The 19,009-nt window shown below is 43.6% G+C and carries 26 protein-coding genes, 1 rRNA gene and 2 pseudogenes; 4 read left to right on the top strand and 25 right to left on the bottom strand.

Annotated features, from left to right (window positions below; all coding sequences use genetic code 4):
* From CSH31_RS03390 to CSH31_RS03290, 24 genes and pseudogenes are all read right to left on the bottom strand, one after another.
* A complete protein-coding gene (locus tag CSH31_RS03390; RefSeq protein WP_236630707.1) occupies nt 1-1,584 on the bottom strand; it encodes an ABC transporter ATP-binding protein in 1,584 nt (527 codons plus the stop codon).
* A 184-nt stretch (nt 1,585-1,768) separates the two neighbouring features.
* Nucleotides 1,769-1,872: ribosomal RNA gene (gene rrf, locus CSH31_RS03385) — 5S ribosomal RNA — on the bottom strand.
* 34 nt (nt 1,873-1,906) lie between these two features.
* On the bottom strand, nt 1,907-2,134 hold the full coding sequence (locus tag CSH31_RS03380) for a YneF family protein (protein WP_127942988.1): 228 nt from the start codon (nt 2,132-2,134) through the stop codon (nt 1,907-1,909).
* Between the two features lie 27 nt (nt 2,135-2,161).
* Nucleotides 2,162-2,995 (bottom strand): MSC_0882 family membrane protein, encoded by an 834-nt coding sequence (locus CSH31_RS03375; protein WP_128008841.1) that lies wholly within the window; start codon nt 2,993-2,995, stop codon nt 2,162-2,164.
* A 214-nt stretch (nt 2,996-3,209) separates the two neighbouring features.
* The gene (locus CSH31_RS03370) at nt 3,210-4,061 is read right to left on the bottom strand and encodes a DNA-3-methyladenine glycosylase (protein ID WP_128008840.1); all 852 of its coding nucleotides are present in this window, start codon (nt 4,059-4,061) and stop codon (nt 3,210-3,212) included.
* 24 nt (nt 4,062-4,085) lie between these two features.
* A complete protein-coding gene (locus CSH31_RS03365; protein ID WP_127942985.1) occupies nt 4,086-4,370 on the bottom strand; it encodes a hypothetical protein in 285 nt (94 codons plus the stop codon).
* Nucleotides 4,360-4,611: a hypothetical protein gene (locus tag CSH31_RS03360; RefSeq protein ID WP_128008839.1), complete on the bottom strand. Its 252-nt coding sequence runs from the start codon at nt 4,609-4,611 to the stop codon at nt 4,360-4,362. The genes CSH31_RS03365 and CSH31_RS03360 overlap by 11 nt, the downstream gene beginning before the upstream one ends.
* Before the next feature lie 23 nt (nt 4,612-4,634).
* Nucleotides 4,635-5,015 (bottom strand): hypothetical protein, encoded by a 381-nt coding sequence (locus CSH31_RS03355; RefSeq protein WP_128008838.1) that lies wholly within the window; start codon nt 5,013-5,015, stop codon nt 4,635-4,637.
* A 235-nt stretch (nt 5,016-5,250) separates the two neighbouring features.
* Nucleotides 5,251-5,979, bottom strand: coding sequence for an AAA family ATPase (locus tag CSH31_RS03350; RefSeq protein ID WP_128008837.1), 729 nt, complete (start codon nt 5,977-5,979; stop codon nt 5,251-5,253).
* A complete protein-coding gene (locus CSH31_RS03345; RefSeq protein WP_128008836.1) occupies nt 5,973-6,650 on the bottom strand; it encodes a hypothetical protein in 678 nt (225 codons plus the stop codon). The genes CSH31_RS03350 and CSH31_RS03345 overlap by 7 nt, the downstream gene beginning before the upstream one ends.
* A gap of 133 nt (nt 6,651-6,783) precedes the next feature.
* Nucleotides 6,784-7,392 carry a lipoprotein 17-related variable surface protein gene (locus CSH31_RS03340; RefSeq protein WP_128008835.1) on the bottom strand — a complete coding sequence of 203 codons (609 nt, stop codon included), beginning with the start codon at nt 7,390-7,392 and terminating at the stop codon, nt 6,784-6,786.
* Nucleotides 7,393-7,639: 247 nt separating this feature from the next.
* Nucleotides 7,640-8,272, bottom strand: a complete 633-nt coding sequence (locus CSH31_RS05055) for an AbgT family transporter (RefSeq protein ID WP_345775199.1) — start codon at nt 8,270-8,272, stop codon at nt 7,640-7,642.
* A gap of 44 nt (nt 8,273-8,316) precedes the next feature.
* Nucleotides 8,317-9,353 (bottom strand): annotated as a pseudogene (locus CSH31_RS05050) (AbgT family transporter).
* A gap of 44 nt (nt 9,354-9,397) precedes the next feature.
* On the bottom strand, nt 9,398-9,676 hold the full coding sequence (locus tag CSH31_RS05045; protein WP_345775184.1) for a YmdB family metallophosphoesterase: 279 nt from the start codon (nt 9,674-9,676) through the stop codon (nt 9,398-9,400).
* Entirely contained in the window at nt 9,666-10,196 is a 531-nt protein-coding gene (locus CSH31_RS03320; protein ID WP_345775183.1) for a YmdB family metallophosphoesterase, read from the bottom strand. Before CSH31_RS03320 ends, CSH31_RS05045 begins: the two co-directional genes overlap by 11 nt.
* The gene (locus CSH31_RS05040) at nt 10,130-10,615 is read right to left on the bottom strand and encodes a hypothetical protein (protein ID WP_345775198.1); all 486 of its coding nucleotides are present in this window, start codon (nt 10,613-10,615) and stop codon (nt 10,130-10,132) included. Before CSH31_RS05040 ends, CSH31_RS03320 begins: the two co-directional genes overlap by 67 nt.
* Nucleotides 10,501-11,748, bottom strand: a complete 1,248-nt coding sequence (locus tag CSH31_RS03315; protein ID WP_128008831.1) for a phenylalanine--tRNA ligase beta subunit-related protein — start codon at nt 11,746-11,748, stop codon at nt 10,501-10,503. Before CSH31_RS03315 ends, CSH31_RS05040 begins: the two co-directional genes overlap by 115 nt.
* The gene (locus CSH31_RS03310; protein WP_128008830.1) at nt 11,696-12,403 is read right to left on the bottom strand and encodes a hypothetical protein; all 708 of its coding nucleotides are present in this window, start codon (nt 12,401-12,403) and stop codon (nt 11,696-11,698) included. The genes CSH31_RS03315 and CSH31_RS03310 overlap by 53 nt, the downstream gene beginning before the upstream one ends.
* Nucleotides 12,388-12,747 carry a hypothetical protein gene (locus CSH31_RS05035; RefSeq protein ID WP_345775182.1) on the bottom strand — a complete coding sequence of 120 codons (360 nt, stop codon included), beginning with the start codon at nt 12,745-12,747 and terminating at the stop codon, nt 12,388-12,390. The genes CSH31_RS03310 and CSH31_RS05035 overlap by 16 nt, the downstream gene beginning before the upstream one ends.
* Nucleotide 12,748: 1 nt before the next feature.
* Complete coding sequence (locus tag CSH31_RS05030) at nt 12,749-13,138, bottom strand: hypothetical protein (RefSeq protein ID WP_345775181.1); 390 nt, start codon at nt 13,136-13,138, stop codon at nt 12,749-12,751.
* Nucleotides 13,122-13,250 (bottom strand): annotated as a pseudogene (locus tag CSH31_RS04675) (hypothetical protein); the annotation flags it as partial. The gene CSH31_RS05030 and the pseudogene CSH31_RS04675, both read right to left, overlap by 17 nt.
* 307 nt (nt 13,251-13,557) lie before the next feature.
* Entirely contained in the window at nt 13,558-14,133 is a 576-nt protein-coding gene (locus tag CSH31_RS03300; RefSeq protein ID WP_161565715.1) for a BMP family ABC transporter substrate-binding protein, read from the bottom strand.
* A gap of 137 nt (nt 14,134-14,270) precedes the next feature.
* Nucleotides 14,271-14,693 (bottom strand): BMP family ABC transporter substrate-binding protein, encoded by a 423-nt coding sequence (locus tag CSH31_RS03295; RefSeq protein WP_161565714.1) that lies wholly within the window; start codon nt 14,691-14,693, stop codon nt 14,271-14,273.
* A 166-nt stretch (nt 14,694-14,859) separates the two neighbouring features.
* Nucleotides 14,860-16,050, bottom strand: coding sequence for a BMP family ABC transporter substrate-binding protein (locus CSH31_RS03290; RefSeq protein WP_128008827.1), 1,191 nt, complete (start codon nt 16,048-16,050; stop codon nt 14,860-14,862).
* A 116-nt stretch (nt 16,051-16,166) separates the two neighbouring features.
* Here CSH31_RS03290 and CSH31_RS03285 point away from each other — a divergent pair, with 116 nt between their 5' ends.
* Genes CSH31_RS03285 through CSH31_RS03270 form a run of 4 tightly spaced genes read left to right on the top strand, consistent with a single transcriptional unit; the run spans nt 16,167 to nt 17,680 of the window.
* Entirely contained in the window at nt 16,167-16,772 is a 606-nt protein-coding gene (locus tag CSH31_RS03285; RefSeq protein ID WP_127942975.1) for a hypothetical protein, read from the top strand.
* A gap of 32 nt (nt 16,773-16,804) precedes the next feature.
* The gene (locus tag CSH31_RS03280; protein ID WP_201736478.1) at nt 16,805-17,083 is read left to right on the top strand and encodes a glycosyltransferase family A protein; all 279 of its coding nucleotides are present in this window, start codon (nt 16,805-16,807) and stop codon (nt 17,081-17,083) included.
* Entirely contained in the window at nt 17,071-17,316 is a 246-nt protein-coding gene (locus tag CSH31_RS03275; protein ID WP_128008826.1) for a hypothetical protein, read from the top strand. Before CSH31_RS03280 ends, CSH31_RS03275 begins: the two co-directional genes overlap by 13 nt.
* Before the next feature lies 1 nt (nt 17,317).
* Entirely contained in the window at nt 17,318-17,680 is a 363-nt protein-coding gene (locus tag CSH31_RS03270) for a hypothetical protein (RefSeq protein WP_128008825.1), read from the top strand.
* Here the strand turns inward: CSH31_RS03270 and CSH31_RS03265 are convergent.
* On the bottom strand, nt 17,660-18,997 hold the full coding sequence (locus tag CSH31_RS03265; protein WP_161565713.1) for a M17 family metallopeptidase: 1,338 nt from the start codon (nt 18,995-18,997) through the stop codon (nt 17,660-17,662). The genes CSH31_RS03270 and CSH31_RS03265 overlap by 21 nt on opposite strands.
* Between the last annotated feature and the right edge of the window lie 12 nt (nt 18,998-19,009).

Below are 19,009 nucleotides of genomic sequence, written 5' to 3'. Positions count from 1 at the left end.
CTAAGCGGTTCCTTTCTCAAGCGCTTTGCTAGTCATTAGTTGACCTAACTTTTGACGACTCACTTGGCTAATGGGCAGCTGATCCACTTTGGTGCCGTGGTTAACTACCACGACTTGGTCAGCCAAGGCCAAAATTTCGTCGAGTTCATAACTAACTAGCAAAACCGCTTTATCGGCTTGCCGGGCCTCTAAAATGTACTGGTGAATTTTGTTAATCGCGCCAATGTCAAGACCGCGCGTTGGTTGACTAACGAGCAAAATACTTGCTCTCGAACGGGAAAGTTCCCGGCCAACAATTAATTTTTGCTGGTTACCTCCGGACATAAAACGGACGATGGAACTAATGCCGTGGGGCGTTCGAACGTCAAATTTTTCAACGATCTTTTTGGTGTAGTTACGCACATTGGCGTAGCGGAAAAAACCGGCGCGACTAAAACTTGCTAATCTAAAATCTTGGATGACCGCGTTTTCAAAAACGTTCATGTCTAACACCAGACCTCATTTATGGCGGTCCGAGGGAATGTGAGCTAATCCCACGTCGTAACGTTTCTTAACCGACCTATGAGCCACGTTAACGCTTTGAAGAGCAACTTCTGAAGTTGGCGCGGTTAATTTTTTAGCTTTGAAAATGCTTTGGCGACTCGCACTTGGCAAAACTGGTTGCAAAAACTCAATGCTGCCTTTTTCAACTTTTTGAAGACCGGCAATCGCGTTAACAAGTTCTTGTTGACCGTTTCCTTCAATTCCGCAAATAGCCACGATTTCACCGGCGCGAACGCTCAGCGAAAAATCGCGTAGTCCTAGCGCCTTGCTGCCTAACTTTTTAACTTCCAAGTTTTCAATTTTTAAAAGCGCTGGACCGGGGCGGCTGGCTTTGCGCGCTCGCTTTGGCATCGGCTGAGCCCCAACCATGGCGCGAACAATTTGACTGTCGGTCAACTTTGACATGTCTGCCTGCTTAACCACTTTTCCGCGGCGAATAATTGTTGCTCGGTCTGCCACTTTGCGAAGTTCGTCTAGTTTGTGAGAAATGATGACGATCGTTTTGCCTTGGGCTTTTAAATTTAAAACGGCGGCTAAAAAGTCGTCAATTTGCTGAGGTGTTAAAACAGCAGTCGGTTCGTCCAAAATTAAAATGTCAGCATCGCGGGCAAGAATTTTCAAAATTTCGGTTCTTTGCTGTTCAACGACGCTCGCTTGGGAAATCTTACGTTTTAAATCTAGTTCCAACCCGTAACGATCAACGATAGCTTGCAGTCTTTTTTTCTGCTCAGACTGGGTAATAAAACCTAGCGTGGTGTTTTCGGAGTTAAGCGTGACATTTTCAAAGACAGTGAAAATGTCGACTAATTTGAAATGTTGGTGAACCATTCCGATTCCGAGCCTATTGGCGTCAAGGGGTGACCTAATCGCGGCCAACTTACCGTTGATTTTAATCGTTCCGCTCGTGGGTTGGTAAAGTCCAAAAAGAATTGACATCAAAGTCGTTTTGCCAGCTCCGTTTTCGCCAATGATAGCGTGCACCGAGTTTTTGGCGACCGTTAAATCAATTTTATCGTTAGCAACGAAATTGCCAAAGACCATTGATATATGCTTCATTTCGATCGCATTTGCCAATTGAGGACCCTCCCCTTGGTAGTTGGTTTTTCATAGAGATTATAAGCGAACATTGTGGCAAACGAGTGTTGAAAAAGCGCCGTTAAGCGATTATAACGCGGTGCGTTTGAGGGACCAATTCGCCCAGTAAAAGCGCAAAAATCGCGAAAAAAAAGAGCCGCGTCCTATCTTCCCCGGAGGTATTTTCGGCGCTGCTAGGCTTAACTGCTGAGTTCGGGATGGGATCAGGTGGACCCTAGCGCTATGGCGACCTAGGCAAATTATAAACTAAAAAACTGGCGAAGCGTAATTATTTTGCTCGTTTAACCGAGCGCATCGTCGCTTTAATTTGAGCCTCAGAAGGTTTGCGACCCATTTGCATGTACATGGCACGAATTTGTTTCTCGGTGATCGGCGGATTTTCCCGGAGTTGTTTTTCAAACATTTTTTTGGTTAGGAAAAAACCGACGGCTGCGCCGGTTAAAAGGGCGATGATAATGCTAACGACTAAAATTCCGATTCAAGCTCCGACTGGCATAAAGTCCTCCTGGCAACTTGTTGAAAACTACTTGCGACGGCGACGCAAGATCGTAAAGACAACCATTTTGATTATAACGGGAATAATTAGCATGACGAGCAATGAGACCAAAAACAGTCGACGGTAAAATTTGTTGTGGTTTGTTTTTAAAGTTTCAATTTCGCTCGCTGGTGCCAACTTAGCCCCAAAGTAAGCATCAATCTCGAGAATTTTTTTACGGCGGTGAATGCTCATTAAAATGTGCAAAACTGCCAAAGTAATTAAAGCGATCGTAAAAATTCAACTCATCAGCGTAGGGTTAGCAAAAAGAGCTTGGATCCAATTTTTAAAGTCAAAAAATCACCACTGGAAATCTTTTAGTCACCAGAGCAAAAGCGTTAAAATTCCGCCGTAGAAAATCATCACAAACGTTAATCAGTTGTGGGCGATTTGTTTTTTGAAAAGATTTAAGTACAAAGTCGCCAAAAAAGGCGGCGTCGAAGTTAAATCTAAACGTAGGTCTTCCCGGTAGCGTGTTACTGCCCGGCTCATACATCCCATTTCAACTAACGTAATCAAAAACTTATAAACGCTAAAAAGCAAAAGGCTGCTGGGCAAAACGTAACTAATTCAACTCGTTTTGTAAACTAGCGCAAACAAAGTGATCCAAATTGCGAGCGCCAAGAGAAGTCCCGATAAAAAGATGAGCGTTAATTTTTGACGCAAAATTTCTGAACGTATTACCCGAAAAATACCCGTTGGGATGACCCCGAGCGGATCTTCACTGACTTTGGTGCGGCGCCCTAAACTTTTTTTAACGCTTGTGGCTGGCGAAGTGACAATTTTAATGGTTGAAGTCTGGAAAAGCGGTTTTAACTCCACGGGCAACTCCTTGGTGAATAACGATCACTAAACTTGTCGTTTTTTGACCTTAAGAAAAAGTAAACTATGCAAATAGGTCGGTTAAACAAACGGTTTTCGGTCGGATCAGATGCTTGTTTCACCTTTTAATTATATGGTCAAAAACTCGGCTCGCAAGACCGGAATTTTAAAAAACTCTCTTAACGACTTGTCGTTAAAATTTCTTGTCAAAACGCTAAACTAAGTATTTTCACAAAAATAAACCGCGTAAGCACGAAATCCCTGCCACTTTTCTAACTTCTTTTTTTCAAACTTGTTCGTCAACCAATTGCTGCCTGCTAAGCAACTTAATTGCTTTGATTAGACCAGCATCTTGAGCTGGAAAAGCGTCGGGATGGCGAAAATAAAGCATCGCTAAGTAGTGGGCCGACCAAGGGCCTATACCAGGTAGAGCGACTAAGCAACTAACTAACTGCTCTAAGTCGCTGACCTTTTCTAAAGCTCGGTAGTCAAACTGACTAGTCACCATCATTTGACTAATTTTTAAAATTGACTTTGCTTTGGGTCTGGAAATTTTGACGGCTGTTAAACTTTCAACCTTTAAAGTAGCGACTAATTTTGGACCGGGAAAAGCGTGGTAAGTTTGACCTTGGTAAACTAATTTGTCGCCGTAAGTGCTAATGAAACGCTCAAAAATTGTTCGAGCCGCCGCCATGCTAATTTGTTGACCGATAATTGTTCAAACTAGGGCGCGGTAGAAATCGCTTTGCCCGACCAAAGGGCAGGCGCGGTGAGCAGCTAAGATTGGTTTTAACCAATCGTCTTGGACGGCTAAGCGGTGAAACTCGTTAAGGTAGGGGTCGCCAAAACCTAACCAACGCTTAATTTGACTAGTTAGCGCATTTTGATCGCGCTGACTAAGTTGACCACCCTTGGTTGCAAGCGCTTTGGCACTGACAAACTCGGCACCAAAAGTGAGTTTAACTAACAAAATTTTCCGACCGATTTGGAAAACGCGGTAAATTAAACCACTCGGAAAAGTGCACTTCCAATTTAATCCTTGGGTCAAAAAAACTAACCGACTCATTAGAAAGTCAGTTTAACACTAAAACTACTTTTCCGTTAAGGACTCCGAGTTATATTGGTCTTGAAAAGTTTTAAAGAGTTGGACCACGTAAAGATAGATTTCGCCGCGGTTTTGCTCGTCATACTCGACTTCGATTTTGCCCTCAGACGGAGTGTTAGCAGCCAATTTAGTCAAAAAACTGTTAATTCCTTGGTTGTTTCACTGGTCTGAATCGGGTGAAATAATTAACTTCTCGGAAGCAAAACTGACTTCAATCGGAGAAAAATCTCCCTCTTGGGATGCCAAAGCTTGTTTAATTTTAATTGTCATATCTTTTTCCTTTCACAATCTGGTACCTTTTTTCTAAAAACTGCGTACCACCTTCTAAGTAAAGCGTTCCATCAGCAACTGGCTGGTCAACGCTGATCCAGTGGCCTTCTTGGTAAGGCAAAGCGTCTTGGCCGTGCAAATTAGCGATAATAACTTTGTCAGGCCGGGACAAAATCCCTAAATTGGCGTTGTGGGTAACCATAAAAATTTGCTCTTTGTGATCGTTTATTAGGTTCAGCACGCGCTCAGCGATCGTCTCATTATCTAAGTTGTCCTCGGTTGGTCTAAGAAAAGCGTTTCACCGGCTGATTCACGGAGTTTGTACTCAATCCCGTAAATTGATTTTTCTCCGAGCGACATTGTTTCGTAATTTTTGCCGTTGGCTAAAACGTTAACTTCTTCTTTGACGATTTGAGCTAGTTTTTTACGAATTTTGCCCGGCTCAAAATCTTTGAGCCCTTTTTCCAGCACCTTCTTAATTCAGTCTCCGATGTCGTTATTTGAAGCCGGCTTATAGAGAACTTGGGAAATCAAATCGTAAATTTGAACTTGCTGAAGTTCGACACTCTTTTTGATTTCAAAAGCCAAGAAATACGTGCCTTCTTGTGATTCGTCAAAACTGAGTTGAATCGGATTGACGAGCAAATCGTGAAATAGTCTCTTTGGTAACGAATGAGTTTTGCGTAATCACGAAAATGGGTTTCAGCTTTAATTTGAAACTCTTTGATTCCGGCCTTCTCGAACGATTTGGCCTTCATTTTTTCAACCACTTTTTGGTAAGCGTTTTCAAACCAAAGTAAAAACTTTTTGATCCGATCAAGCCAACTAATTTGTTGGGTGAAAAACTTGTTTAAAACGCCAATTTGCTCGTCTAACTTCACTAACTGCTTACGCAATTGCTCGCGACTTTCGGAAGACAACTGGTCAAGTTTGTCCAAATTATTTTGAGTTGCCAAAGCGTGTGGCGCTGGTAATCTTGACTTTCCTGGCCAGATTTTTCCAACATTTGTCTTTGACGTTTTAGCTCAATAATTTGCGGATGAGAATCGTAATTTAATTTGATAATTAAATCATCGCCGTTTTTTTTGTTGGCCTTTCAAGGAAAAAGATTAGCTCAATTAATTTGTTTGTCATTAAAACTTTTTACCCTTACCATGCCGTGGTGGAAATTAGATATCTTCTCTATTAGTTTCTGGACCGATTCAGCACGGGCGACCACTTCGTGGGCAAAGCGTTCTTTTTTCTTAGTGATTTCTTTGGAGTTGTGCAAATTTTCCTTGATCGGATCCTGTTGGTAAATTACGTCGTGTCGCTGCGCATAATCTTGCAAACGCGTCTTAGCGGTCCGCAGCGACAAACTGTGAACCGAAATAATTTCGCCGTTAAATTTTTCGGCTTTTAAAAATTCCAGACCAAAACTTTCTAAAGCGTCAATTACATTTTGGTAAATAACGTTTTTCTTTAGTCCGGCTACTAAATCAAAAAGCGTCGACTTGCCGCCGCCCTTGGGCCCAACAATTACATTGGACCGTTTGCCAAACTCAACTTCAACTCGTTTTTTTGACTGACTAAGATCTTCTAAATCTCCAAAAACTATTTTCTTTAACATGGTTCTCCTTCTCGCGCGTAAACACTTGGCTGGGCCAAGACGGTTTTTAAAGCTGTCAAAGACTTTTCATTAATAGGCACCCAAGTAATCAGTTTTTTTCCGTGTTGAGGGTATTTTTTCCAAACGTGGGTATCGGAAAAAGCGACGACCGCTTTTTGCGCATCGGTTTTGCAATACTTGCGGTAGTTGGGGTGGTCAAAACTACTAACTTCCACCGCGTCGTAGCGAAGTAGTTTTAAATCTTCGGGGCAAAAAAAGTCGTTTTTGCCCACGTGGGGAATTCTGAGCGTTTCAAAATCGCTAAATAACTCGTTGATCTTATTAATGCTGATACCCTGTTTAAAAAGAAGGTTTTGCCGAGCAATTTGCTCAATCTGCTGTAGTTCTGCTGAGCTTAGATCGCCGTCAAAAATTATTAGTAAGTTGGCCCGGCGATCGTTGGAGCGCAGCACATCCACCTCGATTCCAGGTAAAAGATGAATGTCAGCGGTTTTGGCTAGTTGACGAGCTTGTAAGTAAAACTGGGCGTCAAAAGTGTTGTGGTCGGTAAAAGACGCGACTTTAACGCGATGCAGTTTTAACTTTTGCAGCGCGTGGTGGAGCGATTTTCATCCAATCGAATCGCCGTTGGACGAGGAAGCGGGCGAATGCAAGTGCAAGTCAATTTTCATCTGCCAACCTCCTGCTCTGTAAACTGTTCTGATTATAAACGATAAAAAAGACTAACCTCGCGGTTAGTCTTATGCAAAATCTTAAGATTTAATTGCTTGTTTTTTGTTGTTTAACTTAAAAAGAGATATCTGCTTAGGCCTCAGCTGCTCATCCAGTAACTGTGACTGATTTTGCTTTGCTGGTGCTTCCTTTGGTTGCGGTAAGATCGAATTTAACGCTCCCTTGTGCTCCCGTTGGTGTTTCCACAGCAGTTACTTTAAATGTGACTGTAATTCCTTCTGGAAGTGTTGTTGGAATTGTTGTACCCAAAGCGGTATTTGCTTCCGCAATAGTGTTTCAAGTTGTTGAAGTTGAGATACCTGATGCAGATGCCGCTGTGGTAGTTTTGCTAGTTGTGTAAGAAGTTTGAATTCCAGCTAGATATTCGTCAACAGCTTTTTGGTCATCAGAAGGTGCGTCTGGTTTTTTGAAGCCAGTAACATTAACTTCTTTTGAATCCGTAGCGCTACCTCTTTTAACATCAACTTTAACTTTTACAGTACCTGCAGCTGCGTCCAATTGAGCAACAGTCATTGTTACAACTGTAGCCTCATCAGGCTTAGGAAAATCTGCAATTCCTAGTACTTCGGCTTTTGTCTCATCGTTTACTTTAAGGTTTAAAGTATCTACAAGGACATCTTTTCTTTGTGGTGGTGTAAGAAGTCTGGATTTTACCAGTGTACTCTTTCACCAACTCGTCATCGGTTTTCGCTTTAGGACCGCAAGCTACCACAGCTGCAAGTGGTGCTGTAATCCCAATTAGCGCTCCGAAACTCAAGAATAATTTTTTATTCATACTAATTGTTTTAAACAAACCTTTCTGTTTTAAAACCTCTATAGAGATCTCGAATGATCTTGGTATTGGATCGCTATTCCTCGAAATTAGAATAGCACCTATATTGTAGCATTTAGGTTCAAAAAAACCAAAATATCCCGTCCAGTAGCGGCTTTAAATTCTCAATTTAAAAATTTCGGTTGGTGAATTAACGAGCCGTCAATCCGATTGGAAAGGCGCCAAAAAAGCTAGGTCTTCTTCCGAAGGTTTGAGGTAAACATGACTGCCGACTCCAAGCGGTGTACCGATCGCTACCCAAACTAGGAGAGTCGTTAAACCGACAATTAAAAAGCACACCGCGTACGGAAACATGATTGACATAAGCGAGCCCATCTCAAACCGTGCGCGCTGTTCCTTAACTACCCAATCTTTGGTTCACATTAAAATGAGCGGAAAGTAAGCCATCAAAGGAGCAATTAAATTAGTCGCGCTATCGCCAACCCGGTAAGCAGCCGTGGTCACGCTTGGATCAATGCCCGCCTTGGCAAGAGCTAATAGAAAGATCGGACCTAAGATGCCCCACTTAGAAGTTAAGCCGGCCATCATCAAGTTAAAAAATGCCACTACGATTACAAAAAGCGCCAACACGACGAGCGGATTAGAAATTTTGACTAGACCGATCCCCAAGTAATACCCCGATACAATTCCGATGTTAGATTGACTCAGTGCCGCGATAAACTGAGCCATGACCATGAAAAGAATTAGAGCCGGAACGACTTTTTTAAAACCTTCCACTAAACTATCAATTACATCTTGAGGCGATTTAAAAGTTTGGGCAAAAAAGCCGTAAACTATTCCAATCCCAGAAAAAGAAAGCCGATGATTAGAGCTAGGTGGTTGAGCGGCTGGTAATCTTGAATTTTAAAACCGGCGGGAATGTTTTGAATCTCGTAAATAAAACCGCTAAAAGGTGCTCCGGGGACGGTAATAAACAGCACAAAAACAATTACGTAAAGCGCGATAAAAATTAGGGCCGCGATTAATCCCCGGCGTTGAAGATGGGTCAGTTTAGTTTTTTCACCAACCACGATGTGAGCTGGACGCTCAAATTTATAACGTTGGTGGAGTCTTTTTTCAATCACTAAATCAGTCAAAGCTCAACCGACAATAATGTAAAGGAAAAACAGTGTGAGCGTGAAGTAGTAAATTGACATCGGGTTGATGCTCAAATGTTCATAACCTTGCTGAGCCAAAATATCGTTAGTCAGTGAAGTCATAATCACGTCAATCGTTCCTGGCAAAAGCGTGGTGACAAACCCGCCCGACACGCCAGCAAAAACAGCCGCAATCCCCGCTAGTGGTGGCGACCAGCCCGGTAGTAAAGCAGTCCAGCTAGAGGAATCAAAATTAAGTAACCCGCGTCAGCCGCTAAGTTAGTTAAGCAACCAATCATAATCATCATCGGCGTGAGAATTTTGCGCGAAACGGCAGTCGCAATTTTCCGCATCACTAAATCGACAAAACCAGCTTTTTCGGCCACATTAACAAAGACGGTGGTGATGATGACAATTCCCGTTGTGGAAAGAGCCATAAAGTTGGGAATGAAGTTTTTCAGTCACCAAATAATTCCGTCTCGACCAATCAAGTTGAAAAAGTGAACCGGTTGGTCTTGGTTAAGACCTTCTAAAACAACTCCGTTTGGCACGGCGAGACTTAAAATCATTGAAACAAAAACGATGATAATAACTAAAAATAGGAAAAGGTAAATCGGTTTAGGAAACTTATTACCAATTCATTCCACGCTGTTTAAAGTCGCCTGAACACCGCGACCAAAAACACGCCTGATCGTTCCTCAGGCGTTTTTGCGAGGTTGGTTATGTTTATCCATGTGCTTGAATACCAAGTAACTGATAGAAGTATAACAATCTTAAATTAAACTAGAAAGTTTAAACTCTTAATTTTGTGCCCGTGCGGAGAAAAACGAATTAAAACGCCGTTAAACTGGACGCGGTTTTGCGAAACGATAAACTTGCTCCGAGCGTCAAAGCGCATTTTACGGTAGACACTTTTAAACTCGGCACCGATCGCTGAGTTGCTCGGACCAGTCATACCAGCGTCAGTAATGTAAGCTAGGCCGCGCGGCAAAATGCGGGCGTCGTTAGTTTGGACGTGGGTGTGCGTACCAACTAGAGCGCTCGCCTTACCATCCACGTAAAGACCAAAAACATTTTTTTTCGCTCGTTGTTTCCCCGTGAAAATCAATTAGGTGGTAATCCGTGCGCGGATAGTCTTTCTCAATCAAATCAAAGGCGTCAAAAAAATTGTCGGCCTGACTTTGTTTCCAATTGTCAGTTAATTCGTTAAAAGTCACTCCGAGCATGGAAGTGACCCGCAAAGTTTGGGAAGCAATTTTAAAAACGCGCGTTCCCTCACCCGGGTAATCGCTGTGGACGTTGAAAGGGCGAATCACGTCCGAGTTAGCAATAATTTGTTTAATGCCGTCTTTGGCTCAAACGTGATTGCCAAGCGTAAAAGCTTGGACGCCGATTTCTTTTAGACGTTCATAATCGGCCTTGACTAGTCCCTTGCGATCGGATACATTTTCGCTTTGAGCAATCACAAAATCAACCCGGTGAAGTTTAACTAACTTAGCCAGGCAAGTTGCTAACGCTTCGACAGCTGGCCGACCAAAAATGTCTCCGATGAACAAAACGTTGAGATTTTTTTTCATAAACACCAACTTAAATATAGACTAAACCGGGCGGGTCTACGTGCGGTAAAACTTACTTTCAAAGATTCCGATCGCCTTCGCATGTCCGCTCACCCGGTAAGTCACATTAACTTGACCATCTTTTTTAAGGTAGCGACCAATTTCTTGAATTTGCCAAATTCCCGGAATGGCACTAATTTGGGTGAGTGTTTTTTCGGCGCTCTCCCGGGCTTAAAACTAAGCGTCAAGTCGCGAACTTTGAGCGGATCGTTTTGGTAAGCGCTAAAGGTGAGCGCTTTGGTCTCTTGGAGTTTGGCTAAGTGGGTTAAGTTAATTTCGGCAAAGTAAACCGGTTGATCGTAAAAAGCCGGGTGAAGTTGGCCAAGGTAACCAATCTTTTGTTTGTTAAGCAAAATCTCAGCGCTTTGACCTGGGTGTAAATGGACGTAAGTGCTGCGGACAAAACTGACCCGGGCGGACATAGAGCGGCCACTTTTGTTTTAAAAGATTGAAAATCCGTCTCAGTTTGGCAAAGACCTAAAACTTTGGTGTTTAAGTGGATTTGACCAATTTCAAAAAAACCCAGCGGACTTATTTTCCGTTTTAAGTGGTAATCTACGATCGGCAAAAAACTGCTCACTAGCGAGTTACGAATGCTGCTGTAAAGTTTTGAAGGGTAATCTAAAAGTTTGATCGGTTTACCAAGCTTAAAAAAATCAAACTGGTTATCTTCCCAATCCACTAGCAAGTAAGAATAGATCTGACTCAAACCGAAACCGACTAGTTTTCAAATTAATTGTTTTGGTCAGACGACCTCACCTCGACTCGGCGCGGGTGGTCGTGGTTTTAAAAAACCTAGCCCGTAAAAACGCAAAATTTCGCTCGCTAAGTCCGATTGACTAATCACGTCTTGGCGATCGTAGGGAAGAGCTATTTTGCCGCGGTCAATTTCAAAACCGATTGTTTCAAGACTGAGCATGGCTGCCACAAACTTGTCGGTTTGACTAATGTCTTCGCCCGCAATTTGACTAAGAACTTGGTTATCTAACTCAAGTAAACGCCGGGGCGGAAGTTTAAAACCGGTTAAACTGGTTAGGTCACCTAAGCGCGTTTTTAAAAAACTGAGCGCTCTTAAAAGCGCGCCAATTCCAAGCGATCGGGCGTGAATTTGACCCTGGGAACTAGAGCCGCTGGCGGCGGTTAACTTTAAGTTTGCTAACACATCGGCGCGGTTAAAAACTGCCACTTCAATCACCAGTTGTTTGGAAAGTTCGCTAGCACGGAAAAAATCGATGGGGCCAAGACCAGTTAAACCAATAATTTGACTTTTGTCGCGAACAACCAAGTTGTTTCTTAAGTTGTAGCGGTGGTCAGCCCAAGCAATGTTTTCGTCTGACACCTTGACCAAACTGAGCGAGGTTCCAATTTTGTCCTGGTCGTAAACGCTAATGGGTAAGCCGCTCATTAAAAGAGTTAAGTTAATTAAGTTGGTGATTTTGTCGCCTAAAGCAAACCCGCTTTTAACGATAAGCAGTTTTTTCGGCTCAAGTGATTTGAAAATCAGCTTTGGCACCGACCAAAACGTAGTCGTTGCCAGCCAGAGCGCTAGCTTTTAAATTGCCAAACGGACGAAACTTATTTCAATGTTCGCGCGTCACTTGACGGTGAAAAAAAGCGGCTAACTCGCGGGCGATCGCTTGGTAACAGCGACTGTTAGGGCGATTTGGTAAAACGGTAATGTCGAGTAAAGTGTCGTTTAAACCTAAAAAGTCGATGGGATTTAAATTAAGGTCGGTGTCAGTTTCAAAAAGTGTGATTCCTTCGCCCAGCTCGCCCAACAGCGCGCTTGGATAACCGACTTCGCTCAGCGAAATTAGCATCCCTTCGGAAACAACGCCTTGCATCTTGCGGGGTGAAAAGATTGTTTCGCCCAGCTTTGATCCGCTTACAAAAGCAGCCACTACCGCTCCGACTCTCACGTTAGTCGCACTTGTTTGAATCGTGCGAGTTAGGTCGTTAAAAACCACTTGGCAAACCGAAAGACGGTCGGCCTGGGGATTGGGTTCAACCGCGTGAACGCGCCCAAACTTAACTTTCTCAACGTAAGGAAACGCGGTTTGCGATTCAACCTCAAAACCGAGTTGAACTAGCGCATCAACAACCAGTTGGTCGCCCATTTCAATTGGTAAGTTAGCTAAACGCCTTAACTCCTTTAATGAGAAAAGCATTTTTCGGCTCCTCTAAACTGACTTAAAAAGCGGAGATCATTCTTGTAAAATTCGCGGATGTCAGGAATTTGGTACTTTACCATCGCCAGACGGTCAAGACCAATTCCGGCCGCAAAACCATTTTGGTTGCTTTGGTAGCCGGCTTTGTCAAAAACGCTCCGAGCAATTAATCCAGCCCCCAAAACTTCCGTTCAGCGTCCGGCGATTTTAATGTCCATTTCCAGCGACGGACTCGTGAAAGGAAAGTACGAAGGACGGAGACGAATTTCGTACTTCCCTTCCAAAATGAAGTTAACTAAATTTTCTAAAGTTCAAATTAACTCAGGAAGTCCGTAAGGACCCACATTAACTAAATCTAGTTCAAAAATTGGTGTGAGTGCGTTGCATCGTCCACGTCGTTGCGGTAGACGCTGCGATCGAAAACTGGGCAAAATTTTGGTTAGGTCGCTCGGCCATTTCGCGGGCCGATAAACTGGTATTGTGCGTGCGCAGCAGTAAAACTTTGTCAATGTAAAGCGTGTCGTGCATTTCGCGCGAAGGATGGTCTTTAGGAACGCTAAGTCGTTCAAAATTAAATTCGTCATTTTCAACTACCGATCCGCTTGTCTCAAAGTATCCTTGACTAAGTAGTCACTGACGAGCGCGGTTAGCAATTAAAGTTAGCGGGTGCAAACTACCGGCAGGGCCAATGGGAGTGCTAATGTCCACGGTTTCGGTTTTAATTCTTTTTTTCAACCGCTTCAAGTTCCAGGTTTTTGACGACCGCAGCAAATTTTTGCTCCTGGGCAGCCACTAAAGTTTGCAGTTTTTTACCAAGCGCGGGTTTTTTCGGACGGCGAAGCTTTTTAAGTTGTTGCTTGAGTTTAACGACTGGTCCCGTCGGTCCGTAAAAAGCGTGTTTAAGTTTTTTTTAATCTTCCCAAGTTTTGACCGCTTCTACTTTCATCCAAAAACTCCTTGCGATAATTTTTGCTCTGCTCCTACTAATGTCTAATTAATCAGTTTGATAATACCATTATACTAAGGCCTTTTGGCAAGCGAGTTTTTTTCAAATGGACCCTTTTGGCAAGCGAGCACTTAACGTTTAAAAGCTCTAATCGTAGCAAAAAAACTAGCCTCGCGGCTAGTTTAGAAAGTGCTCTTGTTAGTGGTATTTACGCTCTAATGTCGTTGTTGTCAAGTTTAATTAATTCGTTGTAAGCGTCGTCCCAAGTTTTGCCTTTGGTTAAGTCTTCCGCTTTTGTGATTAGCGCTTTGTCCTCAACCACTTTTTTGTAAAAACTGCCCGGATCGCTCACTTTTGACCAGGCACCTAGCGTGGTGTTATCAGCTAATTGGGTTAGTTTGTTAGCAAAGTTACCGCGGGTAATTTGACCAAGACCTTTGAAAGTTTCTTTGTCAGCGTCAGGCGAATTGGTAATAACTTTGTAAAGTCCACTCACCGAGTCTTTAATGTTTTTAAGAACCGAAGTAATGAACCAGTCTTTTTGCTTGTCGTAACGATTAGCCATGTCTGTGTCGACTCCGATTACGCGAATGTCGTTTTTACCAGCTGCTTCTGCGGATGCGAAAACATCTTGAATTTGAGGTCCGGCGACTGGAAAAATAACTTTAGCTCCGCTGGCGATTAACGCGTCGGCTCTTGCCCGACCTTTACCTGGTTCAAAACCGGTATCAGTGTAATTATCTTTGTTGTTGAAAGTCGCGAAAGAAACCGCTTTTTTTACCAACTGCGCGTGTTTCGTTGTAGTACTTAATTCCGTAAACTAGACCGATCATAAAATCAGTTACGCCTTGAAAAGGACCGCCACCTCACATACCAACTTTGGGCTCGGGGTATTGCTCGACTTGAGTTTCAAACCAAAGACTAGTTAAGTAACCAGCCAGAAATGAAGCCGAAAAGGGTATCGTAAGTAAGTTCAGCTGTGTTTGACGCACGATTTTCTAGTTCCGTGTCAAGTAGCATAAACCTAACGTCATCTTTCGCAGCGCCTTGTTCCTGGTTAAAAAGCTCAATTGCATCGCGGTGGTAAAAGCCAGGCGCGACAATGTTTTTAATCCCGTTAGTTAAAAGTGTTTTGTAACCAGAAACAATTGCAGCTGGACTAGTTGCTGAAGGACGCACCACGTTTTTCGCTTCAGAGACGGTTGGATCAACTGCTTTGACCCCTTCCCAAGCTTGTTGGTTAAACGACTTATCGTTGATTGAACCCGCGTCGGTTACAAGACCGATGTTAGTTGCTCCGGCTGCCACACCTCCGCCGCAAGCGACCAAACTCAGAGCTGGCAAACTGCCCAAACGAGCAGGCTAGCCAACATTAACTTCTTAGTATTACGCATCAGAATTTCCTTTCATCATTTTCATAGAGCATTATAGCATCGCACTTCAAGGCAAAACTATGGAAAGAAACTTTCCTTGCTAAGTTTAAATAACGTAGTTTGACCAACTAAAAATGCTAGAAACGGATTTCGTTGCGGTTCATTGACTCTAGCAAAATGAGCGCTTCGTCTCAAGTTTTTTCAACCACAGTTTTAATGGCGATATCAACTATTTCCGGCCCAACTGCCTTTTGGTAAATTGCTCCTGAATTACTTACTTCTCTCCAAGCTGCCGAACCGCTGTTATTAGCTACTCCAGTTAGTTGGTTGGATAAATTTCCGACTGTCGTAGCGCCTAAGCCCTTAAAAATGTCAGGGTCAGCTTCGGGGCTGCCCGCTAAAACTCGGTGCATGCCCATAATCGCCGCTTTGGTATTTTTGATCACTGAGGTCAAAAAGTACTGGGGTTTGTCGGGGTATCTTAGCACCATGTCGCTATCGACTCCGACCACCTTGAGTGTGTTGCGGGAACTTTCGCCCAAATTTTCAATTCTGCTAATTGCGTCAGACGTTTGAATTCCGGCCACAGGAAAAAGCACGCTGACTCCTTCGGCTAAAAGTTCATCGGCTTGTTTAGTACCGCCGCCTTTTTCAAAACCAGAGTTAGTGTACGAATCGCGATTAGCAAACCGCCCAAAAGCGATTGATTGTTTGCCCGACGGACGGTTAATGTTGTAGTAATTAACGCCGTAAATAAAGCCGATCATAAAGTCAGTTACATTGGAAATGTTTTTAGCTCCCCAAGTACCAACTTTGGGCATCGGGTAAATATCGCTGCGAGCCTCAAGGTAAAGACTAACTAAGTAACCAGCCAGAAATGAAGCGGTTCGAGTGTCATAAACAATTGAAGCAACATTGTTAACAGCTGGCAGTTCCGCGTCGTTCAAAATGAAAACGCCTTCCCCGGAATTATTGTTACGGTTAAAACGTTGGATCGCTTCGGCGTGGTAAAAACCGTTAGCAACGGCAATTTCCTTGCCTCTGTCTTTGAAAAAGCGTTTGTAACCTTGCTCAAGCGCACTGGAATCGAGCGACGAAGGCATCACTACGCTGTCAGCCTGAGTGGCCTTTGGATCTAAGGCCTGGATCGCTTCCCAAGCTTGTTGGTTAAAAGAAAAGTCATAAAGCGAACCCGTGTCGGTAACTAAACCAATTTTACTGAACGTTTGAACTCGACCTGCGGCTCCGCAAGCTAAGACTCCCGAAACGCTAAAAGTTAGCGCACAACCGCCGATCAAGGCGCAAAAAAACTTTTTACTAACTCGCATCGTACTAAAATCTCCCCGTTTTGACTCTCATTCAGACTTATTTTGATTATAACACTAGCATTAACCTCTCGTTCTGGTGACCTTACTTGGGGCTTAATTGGTATAATTTTTTCAACATGCGAATTAGTCAATACCGCTCCTCAGTTAGCAACTTACCAGTCAAACAATGAAAAAAGCACAGTCGTGCGATCATTAGCGACTTTCAGTCTCTCCGACACTTAATTAAGATGGCGGCCTGGAGCGCTTGAATGCTGATGACTTTTTTTACTCTTGTTATCAGTGGTCTAATCGTATTGGGAATTTTTTACTCCGACCGGGCGGTTTGAATAATCATCGGTTCGGTCGGAATTTTGCCGCTGATTGGTTTTATTTTCTGTCTGAGCAGCATTTTCACCGGAGTTGATTACGAATGGAGTAAGACCAAACACGGACTTTACCAAATTTACCTTTTTGACCAAGGTTGAGATTTTTACGATCAGTGACCCGACTTGGTTGGCAGCAAAACGCTTGAACTAATTAAGAAATACGGTCAATCGATTGGCCATGATTTTCGTCAACGACTAGGTCTAGCCCAAATTAGACTGGCGATAATTTATAGTTGCTACTTAGAGAAAAGAAAGTGGCTTGTTTTTGCCGCTTGGTTTTCGCTAATGCCCTTTTTGCTTTTATTGCTGCCACCCGCGCGGAATAAAATCACCCGACGTAAAGCCCAACTTGTCTAACCACGTCGGCTCAGTTGTTAAAAGCAGATATAATGTTAGGAGCGATGTCGTTCACGGTTATTGTTCCTGCTTATAACGCAGTCCCATTCATTAGCAAAACCTTGCGCTCGTTAGAGCAACAAACTTACCAAAATTTTGAAGTCCTAATTATTGATGACGGTTCAACTGACGGTTTAAAAACCGCGGTTGAACCTTTTTTAGACAAACACGCTAACTGACGTTACTTCCGCAAACCAAACGGCAACTGGGGATCGGTGATTAACTACGTTTTACAAAAAAACTGGTTAAGAACCAGTACGTGACTATTTTAGACTCTGACGATTGGTTTGTTCCTCGCGCTCTAGAACTTGTTAACCAACAACTAGTTCGCGATCCGACAATTGATGTTTTAATCACAAAACTAATTAGACTAATGAACGGCAAGCAGCGTGCCCTGCCCGTTATTTTGTTTAAGAGTAAGTACATCAGCGCTGCCCAAGCTCGATCGCCGCTTTCGACTCCCACGGAAAGTTTTATCGGCGCGAACTTTTTACCAGCTTCCTAAGTTGCGCGAAAAAGTTTCTTACCAAGACACAATTCTTTTCAATTACTTAATCTCTAAAGCCAAGCGGATTTACTACCTTGGCGAGCCGCTGGTAGTTTGGTGAGTCGACCGACCGGGCAACTCCACCCAAGCCAAGTGAGATCAAAAGCGCGTTGATCTTTGGCTTGATAACATCGAAGAAATTGACAAAATGGACACCGACCGCGAAGTGTCGGCCTACGCTTTAATGTATCTTTGGGAACTGAGAAGACGCGCTCAAAGAGTTCCTGAGCGGAAAGCTAAAATTAACACCCGAGGAGTCCGTTTTAAATGGATTCCCTGGTACATCCGCATGCTTTTCCCGTTAAGACTTATTTTCGGCTAACAACCCGGAAGTACCGAGCCAAACCGAGTGGTCGGAAAAAGAAGTCCGGTTAGTTAAGTAAGTTAAAAGCGTTTTGACCATCACTCCTTGACCGCGTTTTTTAGCGTAAGCAGTTCCGGCAATGTCAAGGTGAAGGTGTGGTTTTCCCTGGCTAAACTCAAAGAGAAAAGCGGCCGCGGTTGACATTCCGGCTTTAACTTCGCCCGGAAAATTACTTAAGTCAGCAGTTTGCGATTTACGCATAATTTCGCGGTGTTCGCGGATAACGGGTAGTGGTCAAATTCGCTCTTTGGAAATTTGACTGGCTTGTCCGAATCGGTCCATTAAACTCGCGTCGTTAGCCATCACGCCGGTAAACCAAGGTCCAAGCGCGCGACTAGCAGCGCCAGTTAAAGTCGCTACATCAATAATCTCGCTCACATTTTTGTGTTTAATCGCGTAAGAAATTCCGTCGGCTAAAACTAACCGACCTTCGGCATCGGTGTCCTCAATTTCCACGAATTTACCGTCTAAAGACTTGACAACCGATTCGACTAAAGTGGCCGTTTTACCAATTCGGTTATCAGTTAAACAAGCAACTGCCACTACGTTAACCGCTGGTTTAAGTTCAGCGAGCGCTTTCATCGTCGCGCAAACTGCCGCGGCTCCGGACATATCAAATTTCATTCCGCTCTGAAAGTTGCTTGGTTTGAGCGAGTAACCTCCGCTGTCAAAAGTAATCCCCTTACCGACCAGCGCGATTTTTTCCTGACTTTCGGGTGCTCCTAAGTACTCAATCACAACTACGCGCGGTTCGACCGGACTGCCGGCGTTAACTGCTAAAAGTAGGTTCATGCCCAACGCTTGAATCGCTTTTTGGTCAAGTATTTCTAGTTTTAGTTCGGCTACATTAGCTAGTTCAGTTCTGATTTTGTCGGCAAACTGCTCGCTGTTTAAAAGGTTGGGCGGAGTGTCTTGTAAATCGCGGGCTAAGTTAGCTGCCCTAGCAACGGTCAGTAAATTTTCTAACTGGGCATTTTTCTCGCTGCTTGGTCCTTGGCTGTCGACCAAAGTTAAACTGAAAACGTCAGGAACTTTTTTGGGCTTAACGCTCAGTTTATAAGCCGGGTGCTTGGCCTGAGCTAAACTCCAAACTATTAGCCGGTAAAGTTCACTTTCTGTTAGTTTGGCAGCCTGGAACAAACCTAGATCGACTTGCAGCGGCTGGTGAGCTGGTCAGCGGGAAAAAAACTGCCCCAGGTGCTCAGCAATTTTTCAATAGTCCACTTTTTGAACCGGGCCTAAAAATAGGTCAGCGGTTTTGCTTTTAAAACACAAATTACTTTGCCC

Source organism: Mycoplasma sp. ATU-Cv-508, assembly GCF_004011945.1.
Classification (GTDB): Bacteria; Bacillota_I; Bacilli_A; order Mycoplasmatales; family Metamycoplasmataceae; genus RYZV01.
The sequence above is the reverse complement of the archived record's forward strand: the minus strand, read 5'-3'. Positions and strand labels throughout refer to the sequence as shown.